The organism is Avibacterium sp. 21-599 (genome assembly GCF_026226765.1).
GTDB lineage: Bacteria > Pseudomonadota > Gammaproteobacteria > Enterobacterales > Pasteurellaceae > Avibacterium.
The window spans coordinates 1,904,614-1,925,193 of record NZ_JAKKOB010000001.1; the positions used below are offsets into that span (position 1 = coordinate 1,904,614).

Here is a 20,580-nt window from a genome sequence, read left to right on the forward strand (position 1 = left end):
CTAAAAATTTACTTCCAACTTGCAGCGAGTACCATATCTAATTTAGAATGGTAATCTGCAGGTAAATTAATCTGCCCTGCAGCTGGTACATCAAAATTTGCCATAGCAGTTACCAGAGAATCCACTTGAGACTCAAGCAACTGTTTCCCATCGCCTGCAATAATCGTCTCAATTTTATAATCGCTGTTACTTGTCGATTTATACCAATCATCTATTATAACGCTATCGTTGGTACCAACGATATTAATCACTAAATCATTATTAATCTTTTTAAACCATAATTGATCAGAATTAATACCTGCATTAAATCGTAACACATCATTACCAGATTCCTCTTTAATAAAATCATTACCGTCTCCACGAGAGAATATATAAGTATCATCTCCCGCTCCTCCCATTAATAAATCACTACCTTTCTGACCTTGCAACGTATCATTACCAGCATAACCAATTAAACGATTATTCTCATTATTACCTTCTAATACATTATCTAATGCATTACCTGTACCTGAAATTGATTTATCTCCGGATAAAGTTAAATTTTCTAAATGGATAGGTAATGTATATGAAACAGAAGAAATGACTTTATCAACTCCCTCACCAGATTTCTCAATAACTTCATCTAAGCTAGAATCTACAATATAAATATCATCACCTTTTCCACCGATTAACACATCATCCCCTAAACCACCATCAAGATGATTTGCACCAACATTACCAACCAAACGATTATTAGCTGCATTTCCTGTAGCATTAATATTTGCATCACCTGTTAATTCTAACTCTTCAACATGATCTGGTAACTGATACGAAACGCTTGACTTGATAATATCATACCCCCCATTAACCGTTTCAATAACACGATCTTGAATATTATCTACCATATAGATATCATCTCCCTCGAGACCTTCCATTATATCTGCTCCAGATTTTCCATCCAAATAGTTCCCTACAGAATTTCCCTTAAGTACATCATTTGCAGATGTTCCTAAGAATTCCTGCTGTAATTTTGGTAAAACAAAAGCGCCTGTTTCAGTTAAATTATTCTTAACTATTGAGTTTAGACTACTACTTCTAACTCCTTTTAATGTGATATATTGAGTATCTTCGCCAGGATTGCCAAACCATAAACGAGAATAAATTTCACCATTAATCAACATCTCTTGTATTACCAACGGTAATTGCCCTCTATATTGAGATATATCAATTTTTTCATTTGGATTATTCACATCAAAATCAGTGATCAAATTCTTTAATAATCCTCTACCAACACCTTTAGATGTATCTTTTACCACAACAAATTTATCATCTCCACTACCACCCGTTGCAGAGGCATTACTAAATTTGACGTTATTAAGAGTTACCGGTCCAGTATATAACTGATTATCATAACCAATAGCTGATTCATCACCTTCTAGATAAATTATATCATTACCAGCATCACCACCTAGAGAATCTAAACCAGCACCTCCATAAAGGATATCATCACCAGGACCACCTCGAAGCACATCATTACCATCACCGCCATATAAAATATCATTGCCTCCTTCAGTTTGATCTGTTCTATGCTCTCCAACAAGTACATCATCACCTTGACCACCATACAACGTATCTCCTTTATTTCCCCCAAAGATACGATCATCACCGGCTGTTCCCCAATAAACGACTTGTATATCAGGTAATCCAATTTCTTGATTTGAAGAAGCAAAACCATACGCATAATAATCACGAATAAAACGAGAATTAAATTTTTCCGCAGTAATAACTACATTATTCAATCCCATGCTAGCACTTGATACGTTAAGTAAACGTACTGTTTGTCCATCACCTAAATGAATAATAGTATCATTCGCATCCTGTTGTAGGTTTAATTGTTTAAGATCCGGAAATTCACTTAAAACTAACCTATCAATGCCTACTTTAAAGTCAGTAATAATATCAGAATTTCCTGCATACTTATTAATTACAAAAATATCACTTCCATTACCACCAGTGAGTTTATTATTACCTTGTGCTCCGTATAAAATATCGTCACCATCTAAACCATACAGAACATCATCACCTCTACCACCAATAAGTAAATTACGCTGTGCATTACCAACTAGCACATCATTATAATCACCAGTAATGATCCCCTCTATTTCGGCAGGATTATCAATAGATAAAGCCTTTCCATTTAGATTGGCTTGACCATTGGCTAAATTGACATAAACAGCGCCACTCATCGCTGCAGTATTTATTACATCAAAACCACCATCAGTATCTGATAGATGATTTTTACCCTCAACTGACTTATATTCATCAGTATAAATATAAGTATCACTACCTGTATTTACTGAGCCATAAAGACTCAAGCTCCAATCATGTAAAATGCCTGTTTCTCCTGTTTTAACATCAAATACCTGTAAACGCCATTGTCCATTCGGATCTTCACCTCTCAAAAGTGCGGTATTAAAGGTATATTGTAATGTTTGGCTACCATTAAAATCTTTATCTCCTGTATGCTCATCACTACCCTCAACAAATCCGGGACGATTCATTAGTAACGACTCCGTACCTGATGGAGAAATAAGTTTTATAGCCAAATCGCTCGCTCTAGAATGAGTCAAGTTTACAGACACTTGTACATTTTCCAGTGTTACATGTGAATTACTAACGTTCACTGTAAATTGACGTCCATCATTATCAGCCAATTTATAATCAATTTTGCCTGATGAATACATTTTCTCTAAACGTACTTCATTTTTGTAGGTTTCTTGTTTATGCCAATTCTCAGCTAAAAGAACAGCAGCTTGAGCATCCACAATACCATAACCATAATCATGACTTACATGACGCCCACCACCATTCCAATTTTTATCACCATTCCACTGCCAACTATTACCAGTCGACTTATCTCCTCTAGCCGTTAATGAGAGTATCTCCTGAATATCACGATAACCTAAGTTTGGATTTGCCTCTAACATCAATGCAACAATGCCGGATACAATAGGTGCAGAAAAACTAGTGCCATCCACCTTAGAATAATCTTCCCCCAATGTGCCACCATTTTGATTAATTAAACGTCGCGAAGAAGAGAGCACTTGTGATCCATGAGCACTCACCAATACACTAGCACCAGGGCTAGAATAACTCGCTATTTCTGATGTCCCTTGATCGTTTAAATGAACCGAACCAACAACAATCGTATAAGGATTACTGGTAAGATATGAATAATTAGCATTACCACCTTTCTCTCTTTCATTACCTGCTGAATTAACAATCACCGTTCCCAGTCCATTACGCCCCTCTTTTAATGCAGTAACATAACGCTCATTAATCCATGCATCTATCTCTGATTGTTTAGAACTATCTTCAGCAAGAATTTGTTTAGCAAAATTTTTATTGTGCCCCCAACTATGGTTAGCGACATCATACTCTTTCATCTTTAATAAACTTGAAGTATTAGCCCCCACCCAGTGGCTTGCAGTGGTAGCATTGTAAGCAACGCCTACTCCACCTTCTCCATTGAGTGCCCCGACCATAACACCGGCGACTTCAGTCGCGTGTTTACTAAATACTTTATCCTCTTCTCGAGTATGGAATTCATAATCATATAACCAATTTTTATCAATATTATCTCTCAACTCTGGATTGCGATAATCCGCAACTTCCTCAGCTACTGAAAATGGTCCACTTGGCTCAAACTGCCCTATTCTGATATTTTTACCTGTATAATGTTTCCAAACCGGAACGATATTATCCTCCTGTAAATAGTATTGTTGATAAAAGAGCGGATCATCAGGTAAATCTGGTGTTTTAAAAAATACCTGTCCAACCTTTTCTTTCCCACCAACAACTAAACCGTTATGATTAAACTCATCAATCAATTTATATTTAAATCCTGCAACCCCTTGATAATTTGGATCTGGCGTAAAAATAATTTCACGTGCGTCATTAACTGAAATCTGCCCACCTTTTATATCAAATGCCTGAGCCACAATTAAACGATCACCTTGAATATCAAAATCATTTTGTAATAACTGCTGTTGCGTAATAGTAACGGAACGCTTACCATCAACAAGTTGCCCGTATTTATCACGATCAATAATATCCATGACGGGCAATGGATTACCAATAGCAACGCCATTTTTAGGTAACTCATAACCCGTCACATTTTTAAAGTTGGCTCTCTCTACATTGCGGACAAAATCCGTACCATCACGGCCCTGTACCGTATCACTAATGATCAATCCCCCTTCTACCTCAGTGAATTTATAATCCTCCAGATTACCCGAGTACTCAACAATATCTTCTCCATCACCACCATCAATAAAGTCATCACCGCCATCACCACTGAGCATATCATTGCCATTTCCGCCTAGTAACACATCATCGTCTGAACCACCCCAAATAAGATCATTACCATCATCTCCAGATAAATAATCATTTCCACGATGACCACGCAATACATCATCGCCTAAATTACCGAAAATTGTATCATTACCATTTTCACCAGAAAGTGCATCATTAGCGATACCACCTAAAATAATATCATCGCCATCTCCACCTCTAACATAAATCGTACTATTACCTGAAGAATAGATGACGTCATTACCACGACCACCTTGCATCGCTTCCACTTCAGCTTTATGTAAATCGATAGTAACGCCCTTATCACCAACTACTTGAATAATATCGTTACCTGCCCCACCATGAATATTATCTGGATTATCATCACCATCAATAATTAAAACATCATCGCCATCACCACCATAAAAAGTATCACTACCAAGATTACCTGCTAACCAGTTATTCTGACTATCACCTCGTAACACATCATTTCCCGTACCCGCTGCAATATTTTGTACCCCTAAATCAACCGCACTTAATGTTGTGTCTGTTGTTGCCTTTGAAGTAAATACGGAGGTTGGCGCAATACGCCCATCACCCTGAGTTTCCACTTTTACACCATTTTGTAATTGGGTAAAAATATTTCCTCTTGGATTAGCTAAAAAGTTAACGGAAGCAGCACCATAATTTCTAACATCTACAATGCTGGTCACTGTTTTATGTCTAAACCCTACACGTTTTCGCTTTGTTTTGACCTGACCTCGGCTAAAACGCCCTTCCGCTAACAACTCATTTTGCTGATAGTACTCGCCACCTTTCTCTTGATAAGTTAAATTAATATCAGTGATACCTAATGTTTTTAAATCAAACAGCTCTCCTGAATCGGTTATGCCATTTTGATTTTTATCTTGCCAAACTTTTACTTTAGTAAAATCTGCATCTTTATCATTAAAATGTCCATCACGGTTACTATCTAAACTACGCAATGCCTCAAAGCCATTACGAAAACGCTTCTCACCACTTTCACCATTACGCCCTGCATTTCCAGCATAATATTCAGAGAAAATCTCACTGATATTATCAATCTTACCGTTATTATTTAAATCTCTTACCAATAAACCATCTTCAGCACTTACCCAGCCTGTTTCTTCTAGTGCACCATCATTATCAATATCAAATAATACGGTGTTTTCCATATAGCCCGTTAGTTTTACGCCATCACCATTTAAATCCAACACGAGAGGATCCACAGGCAAACGAGAACGACCAAAATTCGCCATATGGTTTAATTTTAAATAATCTTTTTGAATATTTGGTCTTAAAGAAAGGGAGGATTCTACGATAGGATTGCGAGAGAAATTATTATTTGTGATACGATAATCATTAGCGAGAATATTTGAAGAAAAGACATTAAACGTATTATCCACTGCACCTTTTTCATTATGGTCAAAATTCAGATCTTTTGAATTTGCCCATAATCCCCAACCATGATTTTTATAAACAGGGTCAAATTTGAATGTTCCCTCTGTAGTCTTTTCTAATGGTTGAGATAGAGAAACTTTAAAATTATTTTTCACTTCCTCTTTTTTATAAATAGGAGTTAAGTAAGAATATGGAGAACGTCTAATAAATCTATCAACCTTTATATTTGATATATTTAGTAAATCTTCTTTATTTCGTAAATACCAATAACCTCCACTAGTACCACCACCTGGTTTTAAAACATAATTCGGTTCCTCTGCTATATGTTTTTCCGTCTTTTTAATACCATTATTATACATTGTTATCAAAATAGCTTTTTTATCACTGCTTGAAGTTAAACTCCAATTATGAGACTTAGAAGCAACTTTTTCTGCTTTCTGTAAATATAAACCCGCTAATACAGGCGTTAACCTTCCTGTTGGATCGATTAAATCACGAGTCATCATTGAATAATCTGAGAGATATTTCTTAATAGATAGAGGATCTGAATTTTTATAATGTTCACTATATTCTTTGATTAAATCTATTGCAGTTCTGATATTAATATTCCCCGGTCCAATATCATTTTGCATGAGATTTTTTAAGGATGTCATAATGTTTCTATCTATTGATTTAGGGTTTAAATAATCTTTATAAAAAGACTCATGAGTACGTGTCATAATATATAAATGTTGTAATTTATCCTTAATACTTTGAGATTCATACTCTTCACCAATCGCCCCCAATATAGTATCTTTAGTGACAATATCAGATCCCAATATATTGGCCACGTCTTCTGCATATATCTCCATACCTTTTAGAATATAAAGTGTCTCATTTTTCATTTTAAATTCTCCTTCATTATTAATAATTTACAAATTTAAAACCTAATTAATAAAGATATCCTTTACCCAAGATAACTGCAAACAAAAGAATAAAATAAAAAAAACCAAAAAAAATAAATTTTTCAAATACAACACTATTCATTTTTTTATAAATTTTAAAATAAAAATATCCAACAAGAGAACAACTAAAACTTACTCCAAGTATAAAAATAAAAAAATCACTTAAAAAAGTGTATAATTCATTTTTTTTCATAAAAAGCCCAATAACTAAAGGTGAGAAAATACAAAAAAAAATAAAAAACAAATATTCTTTTAACTCATATTTTTCATAAAAGAAAATCACTCCTCCCAGAAAATAAAATAAACTGAGAAATAGGAATATACGCGCCATAGAGCTTTCATCAACCATACTATCATCATAGTACTTCAAGAATGGTTCTAAGATAGATAAATCACATAATAAAAAATATAGTAATAAGGTTATAATAACGTATATTAGTTTATATTTTATGAAGAAGGGAAAGCTCAAAATAACCATAAATAAAACATAGAAGAATTCATTCCCTAAAAAATGACTTTCTAAATAAGAAAACAAAACAACAAAAAAAACTAAAAAAGGAATCACTATATAATTAAAAAGTATCTCTCTCACACTCTTATTTTTCATAGAAAATTATCCTTTTTAACAAATAAAAATAACCATTATTTTTTCATCATTATAAATAAATTTAAAATTGGAAGATAAAGCTCAAAAACGTACAACATATTTCTATTTAAAATCAGCTTTATCTGCTGTTCCTCTAATAACAAAGAGATTTTTACCTGTACTTTTTCTCGTACTACCATAGCAGAAAAACCACTTGCTGTTTCCAGTTGTTGATCCATTACTTCGTAAGTATTCAAAAACTGATCTATTTGAGATTTATTCATAGATCTTCTCTTTTCTAATACTTCTCTAATACTGTTCGTATCTTTCTTGTTTCCATTAGAATCAAAAAAATCAACATAAGAGGCTGAAGCTAACAATGCTTTATTTCCGCTACTCATAATAATCTCCTAACTAAAAATTATAATTTTTTTGCAAAAATTCTCTCAATTTTGAATAATTATTATCTAATTCTCCAACACTATTATATCCGCCAGCAAGATATGACGGATAAAGCCCAAAAACATCTTGAACTGAAGCTATAATCTTATGGATAATGAGATCATAATAGAGGTGATAATTTGCATCAAAAACGCAGCCTCCAAAGCTCTTTCTATCCTTTGTATTATCATGATTATATAAAATAATATGTGTTTTCTCGTCCATAAAACTGGCATCATAAATTCGCCCTTCAAACTCCAGCGTTTGGGGAAATTGAATATCGCTGTGTTCAACATCTCTTAGATCCTTCCATTCTAACGGAGGAGTTGAAGGAGTTGCAATGGTAGTAATCCCTCTTAACCTACGCCATTCATCGGGTTTTACATAAATTTTAATGACGTCTTTCTCGATCATTTTGGCTCGAATTGGCGTGGTGATTTCTGCGATAATCCAAGGCTGGAAAGGAAGATAAATCAGGTAAAGCAAAAATAGACACACAAAGTGACGGAATTTCAGTTTTGATATGATTTCAAGTAGCTTATTCATAATATTTCACTTTAAGATAAGAAAAGTATGGCAGAACAGACATACCTGTTATTGAGTAAATTGATTTTTTAGTCAATATGCCAAATCAATGATAATGCCACCTTTCTGCCTTTTGGATGAATAAGGTTTAGTAAGAATTTTATCTAAACCATTCGATTTTTTTAAAGCCTCATCTAAATTTTCTCTAACAAATTTAGTTGCATCTTCAATACTTTGTAATCCTGCCTGCTTAGATAATTCAAATACAACCAATGTATCTGAAGTTTCTTGTTTCTTTTTATCTACCATAATATTCACCTTTAATTAATTTCCCTATTAAATAAAAAATTTGAAATATAATAATACTCAAAAGACCTTGACATACCATAATTACCACTAACGCTATATTAGATATTAATCCACCTGACCATAACAGTCTATCTATCCTAGGAATAACATCTGGAAAAATAAGACCAAAAACATAAAAACTTGAAAGAAAAACATATGAAAAAAGTAAAGTCGGTATAGCTTTATAAAGAGGTATATCAACCTCAAACTTATCAAAATCTTTTAGATAAACTATCATAAAAAAATGAAAAAAAAGAAAAAAAAGCCCGAAGTAAAAAGAACAAATAAAAATAAATTTTGACTTATCTGGATTTTTACTTAATAAGTTAATAGTATCACTTGCATTTATGAGAAGAACTTCATTTTTTTCAACTATATATTTTTTAAATTCCAAAGGAATAGCACTATAAAATAATACTAGACACCAACCTAAAAAAATAAGAAACACAAAAAATAACCTAATTTTTTATAAAAAGGATGATCCATATTCACTCCTAGTTAATTCAATGACATAAAAAGAATGCTAACAAAGCTTTATTTCCGCTACTCATAATAATCTCCTAACTAAAAATTATAATTTTTTTGCAAAAATTCTCTCAATTTTGAATAATTATTATCTAATTCTCCAACACTATTATATTCGCCAGCAAGATATGACGGATAAAGCCCAAAAACATCTTGAACTGAAGCTATAATCTTATGGATAATGGGATCATAATAGAGGTGATAATTTGCATCAAAAACGCAGCCTCCAAAGCTCTTTCTATCCTTTGTATTATCATGATTATATAAAATAATATGTGTTTTCTCGTCCATAAAACTGGCATCATAAATTCGCCCTTCAAACTCCAGCGTTTGGGGAAATTGAATATCGCTGTGTTCAACGTCTCTTAGATCCTTCCATTCTAACGGAGGAGTTGAAGGAGTTGCAATGGTAGTAATCCCTCTTAACCTACGCCATTCATCGGGTTTTACATAAATTTTAATGACGTCTTTCTCGATCATTTTGGCTCGAATTGGCGTGGTGATTTCTGCGATAATCCAAGGCTGGAAAGGGAGGTAAATAAGATAAAGGAGAAATAAACACACAAAGTGTCTACATTTGAGCTTTGATATCATTCTTTCTAATCTACTCATCACATTTTCCTTAAAAGTAAACGCAAAGTATGCAATACCTATTATTGAGTAATTTAATTTTTTAGTCAACACTATATAAATGGTAAATAATCACCTGTGGTCATGGAATATTACACAAGAATTATCAGCATATTGGCGTTATAAAAATATGGAATAAATGCTAAATTACGATATATTGAAGCGCTGAATAGAGTTAAATTTAATAGTAAAAATATAAAAGCCCTTTAGCCTTTTCAATAGGCCCTTTCGGGTAAGTCCGCTCCACTTCGGTGGAGCGGTTTACCCTTGAAAACATTCCCCTTCATCCCTTAGCCCTTTTCCCTTTAACTTACTAATTAAATCATAACTTTCATCAATAATAATATTGAATTCTTTTTCTATCTGATTTTGCTCATCATCTTCTGGTTCAGTGGCTCTACGTGAGTTTAACCATTCTTCTTCTGACAAAAATTGCCTATAATTACAAATCATCACTCCTACTTCATCACGTTCCCATAATCCGGCATAGTTAAATTTTGATTCCTCTGGGTTAGCATGACAAATTTCTCCTTCACGTTGAGCTACAGCCAAATTTGAAAGCATAACGACTAAAATAATTATTATTTTGATAATAGCTGGCATTTTAATGATGATTTAAAAGTATCAATGTTGTTCCAGTGTAATAAACTTCATCTTTTTCTCATCCTAGAAACTATCTGAAACTTTAAAACAATTAACTATCTAAAAATCCCCTGATATTTTGCAAAATAGTGACCGTCATTAGGGTATACCTCAATGGCACAGGCAAAAAGCCATTAAATGCCTCCGTCATTTAGACCGAAAATGGGGTTCAATAACAGGGTCATAAAAAAATGACCTTAATGAAGGTATATTGAGTATTTTATGTTCGCACGAATTTATATGCGGGTTTCAACCGAAGAGCAAGACCTACAACGCCAAGATAAATTGATTGATGACGCAAAACAAAAAGGATTTTATGTGGTTGCGGTTTATCGTGAAAAAATTTCAGGTACAACAGAATGGGAAAAACGCCCAGAACTTTCTCGGTTAATTAGTGATTTGCAACAAAACGATATCGTGATTGCTGAAAGTATCGATCGCTTAACACGGTTAGAACCGAAAAAAGCCCTTGAGTTAATTAATGCCATACAATCAAAAGGGGCAAAAATTCAGGTTCCTGAGATATTTGACTTTGATACCGTGTCACAAAGTCTCGGTACAAGTGCGGAGGTTTTTGATCCTAAATTTTTAATGTCGGATCTCTTTTCTGCAATGCAGAACATGTTTTTAAAACTTGCCGTCAGTGTGGCGCACAATGATTTCCAAAAACGAAAAGAACGACAACATCAGGGAATTGCACTAGCACGCAAACAAAAGAAATATCGAGGACGGCAACCCAATACCGCATTACATCACGCCATTATTGAACAGCGAAAAAATGGGATATCCATTAAAGAGACCGCGGCAATCCTTAATACAAGTGAAAGTACAGTATTGAGAGTTTGGCGACAAAGAAAAAAATAATCATGAGCAATAAGTAATGGAAAAAGTAACATTATCAAAATCATCTAAACCAATTAAAGAAAAGAATACGCTCTTCGCAATTATTTGGATATCTTTTTTTATTGATTTTGTATGTAATATGGCGCTTCATTATTACTTTTTTGAAAATGAACAAAACTCTATTACTATTTTTAGTATTTTACTTCCTTTCGGTATAGGCATTCCTTGTCTATGCTTTCAAGCTGCTTGCTCTTGGTCTTCAAAGTATGTATATAAATACGAAAGCAATACAACACCTGTTATATGGACAGGAGGTCTAAATAAATATTTCAAAATAAAAATTAAAGCGACCACTTTAATTTATAAATATATAGGTTTAACATCCTCTATTATATCACTTCCTATTTTTATGCTATCATTATTAGGAAAATCAAGCTCAATAATCATTGAATTTTTTATTCATATGCTATATTTAACTGTATGCTTTAATTCTGCTGTGTGTTTTTTTCTTTTTACTCAAGCTTTTTTATTAACAACTCAATACAGGAAAGATATATGAAAAAATATGACGGTTAATTTTATTTATAGCCCATCACAACTGGAGGAACAAACTTAATTTTTATAAAGCAGAGTAAAATATAAAACCCCTTCATTCTAGGATGATTCTTTTATATATAGGCATTAAGGAGAACAAGCATGTCAAGAAAAAAGTCACTCAATCGTTATGATAAAAATTATCGTGGTCACACATCACCATCTGATTTTCCGTGGAGTGAATTTATTATCCATGTGTTGTATTTTTGTGCACTATGAATTCCAGGACTCGTCTGTCTGAGCTGTTTTATGGCAAACAATATTTTGGGAGGGGTAATTACATTTTTTATTTTCATGCTTGCCCTGACACATGCAGATGATGAGTTAAAGGCTAACTCGATATTAAAAAGCCTAGGTTATTTATTTCTTTTATTATTGATTGTATTTTTAACTAACTAAGAAATATTTTATAACAAATTAATGATGACTGGAGAATTAAATATGAGCCAAGCCACAAAAAACAAAATTTTTAGAGCAATCACATACTTATTAGTACTAGGTGCTTTTTTTATCGGCAACAGTATTTTTTTACATATTTGTATCTACAACAGAACTGGCTACTTTAAATTATATCTTATTGGCACTCCCGTTCTTTTTTCTAATATTACTCCAGTTTGGAAACGTGGTAACACATATGGATGAGATAGAAAAAAAGGGATTCGGATATCCTATTCTTTTGTTAGTGTATATGATTTTGGGAATAGGTTTATATATCTATCTTATGAATTTATTTTGGCGATAGGGATATAGATCTATCTGAGGTATAGGTATCGTCGTAATAGTAAAAAGCACTCAATACTGAGTGCTTTTATTACCATTATTCATGGTCAAATTCAAAATCGTCCTTCGAATAACCAAACTCCATTGCAATATTGAAAAGTCTTTCTACTGAATCAGGATATTCGCAATGACAAGTCTCTGTTTCATCAGAACTTTGAATACCTGCAAATAGCATTCCCGGTTCAAAATAGGCTAATCGAAAACTTGCTTCAGGAAACCGATGGGTAAGCTCAGTAAACCATTCTGAAGGTGGACACCATGCGGTATTAAAGCTCACACAAAAATACGTCTGTCCATCAAGTATATCATCGCAACATTGTGTATCCGCATTCCATTTTACGCCCCAATTCGCATAAGCCCATTCATACCAAGTAGGCGCATTATATTTACGCTGATTATCAATATTTTGCTGCCCTAAGGCTAAATCAAAGTGAAAATAATCCTGTTCATTAGAATGAACGTTAAGCCAATGGATAAAATCACCCACAGTCCAGTGCTGCTCTCGTGATAACAAAGATAACCGTAACGCTTTCTTGCCATCTTTGATAAATTCATCAATTAGCTCGTCAGTCAGTTGCTGTAACCTGTCTAGCCCCAATAATCGAAATGATGGCCAACCATAGCCTCCAGAAACAATATTCACTTCTTCAGGCATTGGGATTAACAAGTTAAAATCAACCACCTGCTGATTTTCTTCTTGATCGAAGCGTAAAACTTTTTCAACAATCGACTTCAGCATGGCAGAATCTTGAGCTGAGACTTCAAGTGAATTTTCGCACCAATTTGGCATTGTGTATCTCCTTATTTAAGTTAAATGATAAAAGGGATACACTGTCCCAAAGGGATAAATGTATCCCCATTGGGAAAAAGTGCGGTGAAATTTCACCGCACTTTTAAAGGTTGAAAGGAAGAGGTGCATCATTAAATGATGCCACTCCGTATGGTTTACGCTGCTTCAGGATAGTAATGTTCATATTGTTTTTGAACATCGAGCGTCTCAAGCATATATTCACAGGCTTTGCGGGCAAACCCTGAGGCTTTGAGAATGGCTCGATTATCCTCTTTCAAAATCTTGAGCCAACTTTGAATATAGGCCGCATTTTGTGGTACTTGATTAAAACCAAGATGCGCACATAAAAATGCCCCGCCCATTTCAGCAATCAACTCTTCAAACGCATAGATTTTGTTGCCAAACTTCGATTTTCCTGAAGCAACTCCCTCTCGATTTAGACGAGAGATGTGCCCTGTGGCGTGTGTCATTTCATGTAATAACACACTGTAAAATCCCTGCTCTGAATCAAATTGTTTCATTTCAGGTATCACAATTCTATCGGCTGTAGGCTGATAAAATGCTTGAGGACTCGGCTTCATCTCAACATTCAATGACATTCCATCAATAATTTTGCGAATATCCGCATAAATATGATACCGCTTCATTTCGTCATTGGATGCAGAGTCAATCTCGGTATTAAACAGATTGCTTGGTAAGCCCTCACACTGTTCAATATTAAATACGGGATAACGTTTTAAAACGGCAAATTGCTCCATTTCAGGATTCCCTTCTTCATCAAGAATCGGGTTACCTTCATCGTCGCATTTTTCACGTTCAATCGGACAATAGCTCGCAACAATCGTCGCTTTCTCACCTTTACGCACATAGCCACCTAATTTGTTGGCTGCACGGGCAGTAATCCATTTTGATTGTTGATAACCATTCTCGTCCGCTGCTATCCATAAAAGCAAAATATTTACCCCCTGATAAAACCGTCCTGACACGGCATTACAAGGCAAACCTAAATTGCCTTCTGGGTTGCTCCACGGTTTTAACCAGGGTGCAGTACCCGATTCAAGTGCGGTAATAATGCGATCAGTAATTTCTTGGTAAATATCTGTTTTCTGTGTTGAATTTTTCATCGTGTTTCTCCTAAGTAAAAAAGGGAAACACGCTTCCCAAGGGAGGTGGTTTCCCTTGGGGGTGAAAATCTTATCGTAATACGATTAAGATCAGTGTAGAAAAGTTAAGTTAATTTGATTTGTTCTCGGGATTTTTGTCAACTGATGCTTCATCTTCTGAAAACTCTGCTTTAATCAAATCCCAATTTGCCCAATAGACAAGTCCAACAAACGTGCCAACAAAGAGCGTAAACAAACCTAATGTAAAGAAAAGTGCCCAATTCATTTTTTCTCTCCTTGTGTATGTTTTGACTTAATATCTGCATAATAAGCACAAAGATGACCTATTATCCAAACAACTGCACCAAAAATAAAGAGAAAAATCCCTTCAGAGACAGAAACATTGTCAGAGGATAGAATAATCCCCACCAGTCCAAGCCCCATCAGATAAGCACCTTTTCGTAAATCATCACCTACACGTAATAATGTTACGCCTTGTAAGTGATAAAATAACGCTTTTAGCTTCTCTTTCATTTTGCTCGTCCTCCTGAGACCAACAAGGTATTTTCATCTTTTTGAGTCACCTCTAAAAAACGAAAATGTGAGCCATACTGTGAAGGCATTTTTTGTAAAAACCTCACCCTATTTTCACGCGGTTGACGAATCTGCCACACATCTTTTGCTTGTTGCATGATTTCATCAGCTAACGCTTGATAAGAGGCATCACCACGTTGTTGATATTTAGGTATATAGTCTCCAATTGCTGAAAGCAGAATATGTACTTTCATTGTGTTTCTCCTCGATAAAAGATAGGGAAACACTCCATAGAGAAGTCTTTCCCTATGGAAAAATGGATAACATCTTAATTAAACAATCAAGATGTTAAGTGAACAAACAAATTAGATAAGCATGAGATATGTTCCAATAGCTCCAGCAAATAACGAAAATGTTATAAGCCCTAAAGAAACTTGAATCCAACGCTTTTTCTGTTTACGAACTTCTTGTTCAAACTCTTCTGCTTGAGCGGCTAAATGAGCGAATATTTCCTGGTCAATTAGCCTTTGCTCTTCTTCAATACGTTGGTTAATTCCTTTTGTAACATCAAGGTATTTATTGGTTGCTGCTTTCTTTGCAGAAACAAACATACCACCTAATTGATGACCCAATTTATTGAAGAAATTAGATTTTGGTTTAGAAGCGAATGGATCAAATACATCCAATTCTTTAGACGTAAGGTTATTCATAATGAATTCTCCATTAAAAGTTAAAAAAACATTCAAGGAGAAATCACCCACAGGGAATGATTTTTCCCTGAACAGGTTATAAACACGTAAAAGATGCGTTCCCGAACAATAAGTCGGAGTCCTTTTCAGAACGCTGAGGAACATTTGGGATATGAACCAATCTTGTCGCAACAAGACCGTAGCGTTATAGGTTCTCGCTACCTACTTTGCTATCCACGATAGCGAAAGATTATGATGATTATTTGATGTATTCACACTATGATCAATCAAAAACTCTTTTTTCATTTTTGATAATTTATTCAATAAAAAACTCTCTAAAATTTAAACAGAGTTTTTCATTTCATTTATAACCATAAATTTTTAAGGTTACGCTAAGTTATTCTCTCTAAGGATTGTTATGCGAACCTTGAATTTAATCCCATTATTACTGTTAATCTCACCCCTTTCTTGGGCTGCGCCAGATATTCAAGAAACACAAATAACAGTATACACAACTGAAAATTATCCTATACAAAATGCGAATTTAGCCCATCAAATCTACTTTATTGATCGTGTAGAACAACTTGAAACGCAATTTAGTTCCTCACTAAGTCCTAACCTAAAACAAGCAGAAAAAGAAGTCAGAAACATGATGACCTCAGAAAATTGGAAGCAATTTGAAAGAGAGATTCAAGAGGCTTATGTCGGGGTCACTAAAGCATGGGCCACGGGGATCGCAAAAATTCCTGCAATTGTCTTTGAAAATGACGCCCATACGCCGACGGTAATTTACGGAGAAACCGATGTTCAGCGAGCCTTAACACGTTATGAACAATCCCATGTAAGGAAATGACGATGAAACAATCAATATTACGAAAAATATTATTAAATCACATAGCTGTAGCAGCTCTTCATTTCATGCCTACGACTGCATCAGCGGAGATAAATACAGCAACTATCATGACATCAGGGGCTTCTCCAAGTTGTGCTGATTATCAAACCGTTGGCGTCTGTTATTGGCTGTATTGTACCTATTGGAGTTGCAGCGTTAAAACCTCTGTTAAGGTTCATCATTTTATTCCCGAGATGGTTGTCTCCGTCTATAACCATAATAATCAAAATCCCTGGAAAGAAGTGAATTTTATGAATAAAGGGGTTATGGGTGGCCAATATGAAACGCCAACTAAAAAATACACACAATATACCTTTAAAAATGGTGATGCCATTGGTCATCCTGGGGGCATTATTTTGCAAATGTTCAGTAGCTATGGTTACTCATGCGAAAGCCAAACGACGCCATTTCAACCTTATTTTTTAAGCGCATTAGATGCCATTGCTTGGCGCTCAAATATGCCAGAAATGTTCTATCCCGAAGCAATTACACCTGGCATGCGTGAGGTCAGTAAGGCTGGTGATTTGTGGGGAAATATTTATCCACGATCAGGCAGTGTAACTCAAACTCATGACTATAAAGCCGCAGCTGTTATCGCACAACGTATTGCCGACATTGTTAGTCGTACAGGTCAGCTACATGTGTATTACCCCGCAACGAGAAGCGGTGGTCAAGGCAAATGGTATCCCAAAGAAGTAAAAGAAGGCGATAAAAAAACACACCGTTGGCAAATGCTCAGCCCCAAAATGGAACAAAGTTGCTCTGTATTCCCTGATGGAAATGCGACAGATAGCTATGGCGATAAAGTCTCCCCAACAGAAAATTACAGCTGGGCGCTTTGGCGTCCTTATGCCTGTTGCAAGCGTGAAGGACAAGTATTTCTAGGCAATACAGATTGGATCACAACACATACACATTAAATCAAGGATAAATCATAATGAAATTTAAAATAAGTGCATTAAGTTTAGGTATTTTATTATCTTTATCGAATACCACATTGGCCAATACGGACTATGTTCAAGGTAGTGTGTTATCAGACAAAATCTTTTATCAGATTGGAGGCGGTTCAGCCATTGCTCCCTCGCCGGCCAGAAAGCGGGCCAATGAATATAGCTTTGGTATTGGGTGGCAAGCTAACCTGATGTGCGGTAATTTTGACTTAAAAACGACGGTTAAAAATCAATTAAATGGGATTACTGAGGGATTTAAAGATTTATACAGCAATGTCATTCAATCTGCAACCGGTGCAGTTGCGAGCCTGCCTGCAATGATCATTCAACGCGCCAATCCACAACTGTACGATATATTAACCAATGGGTTATACCAGGGTAAAATTGATTTCGACAAACTGAAAACCAGTTGCGAAGAAATGTCTGAAAAACTAGCCGATTATGCCATGGATAGTAAATGGGCAAAAATGGCGGGGCTAGAAAATTACAAAGAGATTACTAAAGCTGAGCCTGATGCGAAAAAAGCTCAAAAAAAACTTGAGCAGGAACAAGGTGAAAAAGGAACTAAATGGGTAGGAGGTGAAAAGAGAGGCGGAAAGGGACAAAAAGCCATTGCAGTCATTGGTGATGTTGTCAGTGCGGGATTTAATATGGCACAAGGTCGAAATGCACTAGATAAAAACACAATACCTAAAACACAATGCGATGGTATGCTATGTACTGAATGGCAATCACCACAAGATATGCGTGATTATGCAATACGTATCCTAGGTGAAAAGACAATGAAAACCTGTGATAATTGCGGCGGTGAACCGAAAAAAACAAAACCTGGTCGTGGTCTAGCCCCAGAAATTGAGGCGCAAACCAAAATTAAAGCAACGCAGCTCGAAAACATTTTAAATACAAACGATATTACGAATGAAAAACTTACTGAACTGAGCACCTCAACAGTTACCGTTACCAGAGGGCTTATTGAAGCATTAAGAGAAGATCCAGATGCCCCAATACTTGGTGCGAGATTAGCTCAAGAGCTTGCAATATCTAAAGAGTTAGAAAAGGCCTTAGTATTACGTCGCGTACTCTTAACGGGTATGCGAGAACCTAACGTAGCAAATAATACGGCCGCCCAAGACGATCTTGAAGCGACCTTAAAAATGCTTGATAGAGAAATCGAGCAAGTCAAATTAGAAATGGATTTGCAAAAATCAATTAGCAATAATACAGCCATTGCAATACTAAATAATCGAATCAATGATCAGCTACGTTCTCTTGATAGTAATGCTGAAGATAACTCAAAGCGCTTAGCTAACTTATCTGAATTAGCGGGTAAAAATGATACGGATACCTCATTAGGTGGGGCATTAGGCTTTCCTAGACACTTACAAGAACGATATATTTTAATCCCTCGTTCTGAAGGAGCAAGTGGTCTAGGCAATATCTATGCAAGTTATGCCCCAACAAGTCCTAATTCAAATTCAGGGGCATACTCTCCAATTGGTGCAATTAGTGGTACAGCAATGGAACAAGCATCTGGTTTATTAAAAACCTTTGAAGGCTACAGTAGCAAGGCATATTGGGATGTCAATGCTTATCGAACAGGATATGGGTCAGATACCATAACAAAAGCAGATGGTACGATTGTACGTGTCACCAAAGACACTATCGTGACACGTGAAGATGCAGAAAGAGACTTAGCTCGACGTACACAAGAATTTGCCAATATTGCCAAAAGGGAAGTCTCACCAGAGACTTGGAATGCCCTATCCCCACAAGCACAAGCTGTATTAACCTCCTATGCTTATAATTATGGCACACTGAGAAAAACCCAAAGCGTAATAACAGCTGCGCGAGAATCAGCTGCAACGGGAGATATGACCGCACTTGCTAATGCGATACGCAATCGCCAAAACGATAACAAGGGCTCAAATGCAAGACGTCGTAATCAGGAGGCTGACTATATTCTAAATAAATCGTAATAATGTATAATTTACCTATAAATTAAACCTGACTATTAAGGAGCAATATAATGCGTAAAACACTATTCACTTTATTCGTTACAACAACACTTGCAGCTATCACCGTGCCTGCACAAGCTGCTACAGGAGCAATTTTTTCTTGTATCTCAAAAGATGGTAATACCATTACTGTAGAAAAATCTGGTGCTAACTATGTGTTATCATACAAGAAATTAAAACTCAGTAATGCGATAAAAGATATTATGCCGCGTAATAATACGATTATTGCCAGTCGTTCTGGTCATATTTTGTATTCACTTGAATTTGAAGATAAGCAAAACAGTTATTATGTGCAATATCAGGAGTCAATGGGCGATGGTAAACCACTATTTGCGGGGATATTTAAAGTACCTAACAATGCCGAACCGAAACAGTTTGCCGTGTGTAATACGAAAAAGCCTATGACGAAAAACTTTGAAACCTCACTTATGTCCCAATAACTTATGCAGCAATCTGGCGTAGGTTATTAATCATAATCTACCACATAACGAAAAGCACACGAGAATGGTTTTATTTGTGTGCTTTTTTATCGCGCTATACAAGTCACGCTAACATCTGAATTCAATAAAATACTGTATTGACATCGAATAAAAAAGAGTCGTATATTACAAATAATAAGGATAACTAATAGATTGGAGTATATATGTTAGGTCAAAAGATGAGTTATAAAGCGGGTCATAAATTAGGTTTATTATTTAAATCTACCCGAGCGCTTTTTGAACGTTTAGCTATTAAGTTACGTATTCCTGCTAAATATGGCGAATATCTATTTATTGCCGTTTCTATTATTGTTGCTATCTTATCCCTCTATGTATTATTTGCCATATTTATAGTGCTATTTGTGCTGGCTTTTTTGAGGACAAAAACTCATTCGGATGATTCTTACGTACCTCTTGATTTTGGACTTAACGATGGATATCGTGCCGATGGATATTATTACATAGGCGGAATCAGACAAGATGACGAGTAAATAAGAGAATGCACTTATCTAATAT

21 protein-coding genes are annotated in these 20,580 nt (G+C 35.3%); 7 read left to right on the plus strand and 14 right to left on the minus strand.

The genetic code is table 11. From position 1 onward, the window contains the following. Nucleotides 1-8 precede the first annotated feature (8 nt). The 8 genes from L5B83_RS09040 to L5B83_RS09075 form a co-directional block, all read right to left on the minus strand. Nucleotides 9-6,638: a S8 family serine peptidase gene (locus tag L5B83_RS09040; RefSeq protein WP_265778237.1), complete on the minus strand. Its 6,630-nt coding sequence runs from the start codon at nt 6,636-6,638 to the stop codon at nt 9-11. A 46-nt stretch (nt 6,639-6,684) separates the two neighbouring features. Next, nucleotides 6,685-7,305 (minus strand): hypothetical protein, encoded by a 621-nt coding sequence (locus L5B83_RS09045; RefSeq protein ID WP_265778238.1) that lies wholly within the window; start codon nt 7,303-7,305, stop codon nt 6,685-6,687. Nucleotides 7,306-7,340: 35 nt separating this feature from the next. Continuing rightward, nucleotides 7,341-7,685 carry a hypothetical protein gene (locus L5B83_RS09050; RefSeq protein WP_265778239.1) on the minus strand — a complete coding sequence of 115 codons (345 nt, stop codon included), beginning with the start codon at nt 7,683-7,685 and terminating at the stop codon, nt 7,341-7,343. 13 nt (nt 7,686-7,698) lie between these two features. Further along, nucleotides 7,699-8,271, minus strand: a complete 573-nt coding sequence (locus L5B83_RS09055; protein ID WP_265778240.1) for a hypothetical protein — start codon at nt 8,269-8,271, stop codon at nt 7,699-7,701. A 72-nt stretch (nt 8,272-8,343) separates the two neighbouring features. Then, nucleotides 8,344-8,559, minus strand: a complete 216-nt coding sequence (locus tag L5B83_RS09060; RefSeq protein ID WP_265778241.1) for a hypothetical protein — start codon at nt 8,557-8,559, stop codon at nt 8,344-8,346. Beyond that, nucleotides 8,549-9,046, minus strand: a complete 498-nt coding sequence (locus tag L5B83_RS09065; protein WP_265778242.1) for a hypothetical protein — start codon at nt 9,044-9,046, stop codon at nt 8,549-8,551. Before L5B83_RS09065 ends, L5B83_RS09060 begins: the two co-directional genes overlap by 11 nt. 116 nt (nt 9,047-9,162) lie before the next feature. Next, complete coding sequence (locus L5B83_RS09070; protein WP_265778243.1) at nt 9,163-9,735, minus strand: hypothetical protein; 573 nt, start codon at nt 9,733-9,735, stop codon at nt 9,163-9,165. 279 nt (nt 9,736-10,014) lie between these two features. Further along, nucleotides 10,015-10,356 (minus strand): hypothetical protein, encoded by a 342-nt coding sequence (locus tag L5B83_RS09075; RefSeq protein ID WP_265778244.1) that lies wholly within the window; start codon nt 10,354-10,356, stop codon nt 10,015-10,017. 279 nt (nt 10,357-10,635) lie between these two features. On the opposite strand from L5B83_RS09075, the gene L5B83_RS09080 reads away from it, so the two are divergent. Together L5B83_RS09080 and L5B83_RS09085 are read left to right on the plus strand one after the other, a co-directional pair. Further along, on the plus strand, nt 10,636-11,259 hold the full coding sequence (locus L5B83_RS09080; RefSeq protein WP_265778245.1) for a recombinase family protein: 624 nt from the start codon (nt 10,636-10,638) through the stop codon (nt 11,257-11,259). 16 nt (nt 11,260-11,275) lie between these two features. Continuing rightward, the gene (locus tag L5B83_RS09085; RefSeq protein ID WP_265778246.1) at nt 11,276-11,797 is read left to right on the plus strand and encodes a hypothetical protein; all 522 of its coding nucleotides are present in this window, start codon (nt 11,276-11,278) and stop codon (nt 11,795-11,797) included. An 852-nt stretch (nt 11,798-12,649) separates the two neighbouring features. Here the strand turns inward: L5B83_RS09085 and L5B83_RS09090 are convergent. The 6 genes from L5B83_RS09090 to L5B83_RS09115 form a co-directional block, all read right to left on the minus strand. Next, nucleotides 12,650-13,402, minus strand: a complete 753-nt coding sequence (locus L5B83_RS09090; RefSeq protein ID WP_265778247.1) for a hypothetical protein — start codon at nt 13,400-13,402, stop codon at nt 12,650-12,652. A gap of 155 nt (nt 13,403-13,557) precedes the next feature. Further along, nucleotides 13,558-14,526 carry an ArdC family protein gene (locus tag L5B83_RS09095; protein ID WP_265778248.1) on the minus strand — a complete coding sequence of 323 codons (969 nt, stop codon included), beginning with the start codon at nt 14,524-14,526 and terminating at the stop codon, nt 13,558-13,560. A gap of 109 nt (nt 14,527-14,635) precedes the next feature. After that, nucleotides 14,636-14,791 (minus strand): hypothetical protein, encoded by a 156-nt coding sequence (locus tag L5B83_RS09100; protein ID WP_265778249.1) that lies wholly within the window; start codon nt 14,789-14,791, stop codon nt 14,636-14,638. Continuing rightward, nucleotides 14,788-15,039 (minus strand): hypothetical protein, encoded by a 252-nt coding sequence (locus L5B83_RS09105; protein WP_265778250.1) that lies wholly within the window; start codon nt 15,037-15,039, stop codon nt 14,788-14,790. Before L5B83_RS09105 ends, L5B83_RS09100 begins: the two co-directional genes overlap by 4 nt. Further along, on the minus strand, nt 15,036-15,293 hold the full coding sequence (locus tag L5B83_RS09110; protein WP_265778251.1) for a hypothetical protein: 258 nt from the start codon (nt 15,291-15,293) through the stop codon (nt 15,036-15,038). Before L5B83_RS09110 ends, L5B83_RS09105 begins: the two co-directional genes overlap by 4 nt. 111 nt (nt 15,294-15,404) lie before the next feature. Continuing rightward, the gene (locus L5B83_RS09115; protein WP_265778252.1) at nt 15,405-15,749 is read right to left on the minus strand and encodes a hypothetical protein; all 345 of its coding nucleotides are present in this window, start codon (nt 15,747-15,749) and stop codon (nt 15,405-15,407) included. Between the two features lie 397 nt (nt 15,750-16,146). Here L5B83_RS09115 and L5B83_RS09120 point away from each other — a divergent pair, with 397 nt between their 5' ends. The 5 genes from L5B83_RS09120 to L5B83_RS09140 all read left to right on the plus strand — a co-directional run bounded on the left by L5B83_RS09120 (nt 16,147) and on the right by L5B83_RS09140 (nt 20,555). Beyond that, nucleotides 16,147-16,581, plus strand: coding sequence for a TIGR03757 family integrating conjugative element protein (locus tag L5B83_RS09120; RefSeq protein WP_265778253.1), 435 nt, complete (start codon nt 16,147-16,149; stop codon nt 16,579-16,581). 2 nt (nt 16,582-16,583) lie between these two features. Further along, complete coding sequence (locus L5B83_RS09125; RefSeq protein ID WP_442780631.1) at nt 16,584-17,540, plus strand: TIGR03756 family integrating conjugative element protein; 957 nt, start codon at nt 16,584-16,586, stop codon at nt 17,538-17,540. 17 nt (nt 17,541-17,557) lie between these two features. Continuing rightward, a complete protein-coding gene (locus tag L5B83_RS09130) occupies nt 17,558-19,546 on the plus strand; it encodes an integrating conjugative element protein (protein ID WP_265778255.1) in 1,989 nt (662 codons plus the stop codon). A 50-nt stretch (nt 19,547-19,596) separates the two neighbouring features. Continuing rightward, nucleotides 19,597-20,025 (plus strand): hypothetical protein, encoded by a 429-nt coding sequence (locus L5B83_RS09135; protein ID WP_265778256.1) that lies wholly within the window; start codon nt 19,597-19,599, stop codon nt 20,023-20,025. Between the two features lie 203 nt (nt 20,026-20,228). Then, on the plus strand, nt 20,229-20,555 hold the full coding sequence (locus tag L5B83_RS09140; RefSeq protein WP_265778257.1) for a hypothetical protein: 327 nt from the start codon (nt 20,229-20,231) through the stop codon (nt 20,553-20,555). Nucleotides 20,556-20,580: the final 25 nt, after the last annotated feature.

What these genes read in the sequence shown, in the direction of transcription:
- L5B83_RS09060 (WP_265778241.1), bottom strand. Translation starts at nt 8,559, where the DNA reads ATGGTAGATAAAAAGAAACAAGAAACTTCAGATACATTGGTTGTATTT.
- L5B83_RS09100 (WP_265778249.1), bottom strand. Translation starts at nt 14,791, where the DNA reads ATGAATTGGGCACTTTTCTTTACATTAGGTTTGTTTACGCTCTTTGTT.
- L5B83_RS09040 (WP_265778237.1), bottom strand. Translation starts at nt 6,638, where the DNA reads ATGAAAAATGAGACACTTTATATTCTAAAAGGTATGGAGATATATGCA.
- L5B83_RS09070 (WP_265778243.1), bottom strand. Translation starts at nt 9,735, where the DNA reads ATGAGTAGATTAGAAAGAATGATATCAAAGCTCAAATGTAGACACTTT.
- L5B83_RS09045 (WP_265778238.1), bottom strand. Translation starts at nt 7,305, where the DNA reads ATGAAAAATAAGAGTGTGAGAGAGATACTTTTTAATTATATAGTGATT.
- L5B83_RS09090 (WP_265778247.1), bottom strand. Translation starts at nt 13,402, where the DNA reads ATGCCAAATTGGTGCGAAAATTCACTTGAAGTCTCAGCTCAAGATTCT.
- L5B83_RS09115 (WP_265778252.1), bottom strand. Translation starts at nt 15,749, where the DNA reads ATGAATAACCTTACGTCTAAAGAATTGGATGTATTTGATCCATTCGCT.
- L5B83_RS09085 (WP_265778246.1), top strand. Translation starts at nt 11,276, where the DNA reads ATGGAAAAAGTAACATTATCAAAATCATCTAAACCAATTAAAGAAAAG.
- L5B83_RS09130 (WP_265778255.1), top strand. Translation starts at nt 17,558, where the DNA reads ATGAAATTTAAAATAAGTGCATTAAGTTTAGGTATTTTATTATCTTTA.
- L5B83_RS09050 (WP_265778239.1), bottom strand. Translation starts at nt 7,685, where the DNA reads ATGAGTAGCGGAAATAAAGCATTGTTAGCTTCAGCCTCTTATGTTGAT.
- L5B83_RS09055 (WP_265778240.1), bottom strand. Translation starts at nt 8,271, where the DNA reads ATGAATAAGCTACTTGAAATCATATCAAAACTGAAATTCCGTCACTTT.
- L5B83_RS09105 (WP_265778250.1), bottom strand. Translation starts at nt 15,039, where the DNA reads ATGAAAGAGAAGCTAAAAGCGTTATTTTATCACTTACAAGGCGTAACA.
- L5B83_RS09095 (WP_265778248.1), bottom strand. Translation starts at nt 14,526, where the DNA reads ATGAAAAATTCAACACAGAAAACAGATATTTACCAAGAAATTACTGAT.
- L5B83_RS09110 (WP_265778251.1), bottom strand. Translation starts at nt 15,293, where the DNA reads ATGAAAGTACATATTCTGCTTTCAGCAATTGGAGACTATATACCTAAA.
- L5B83_RS09075 (WP_265778244.1), bottom strand. Translation starts at nt 10,356, where the DNA reads ATGCCAGCTATTATCAAAATAATAATTATTTTAGTCGTTATGCTTTCA.
- L5B83_RS09120 (WP_265778253.1), top strand. Translation starts at nt 16,147, where the DNA reads ATGCGAACCTTGAATTTAATCCCATTATTACTGTTAATCTCACCCCTT.
- L5B83_RS09125 (WP_442780631.1), top strand. Translation starts at nt 16,584, where the DNA reads ATGAAACAATCAATATTACGAAAAATATTATTAAATCACATAGCTGTA.
- L5B83_RS09080 (WP_265778245.1), top strand. Translation starts at nt 10,636, where the DNA reads ATGCGGGTTTCAACCGAAGAGCAAGACCTACAACGCCAAGATAAATTG.
- L5B83_RS09140 (WP_265778257.1), top strand. Translation starts at nt 20,229, where the DNA reads ATGTTAGGTCAAAAGATGAGTTATAAAGCGGGTCATAAATTAGGTTTA.
- L5B83_RS09135 (WP_265778256.1), top strand. Translation starts at nt 19,597, where the DNA reads ATGCGTAAAACACTATTCACTTTATTCGTTACAACAACACTTGCAGCT.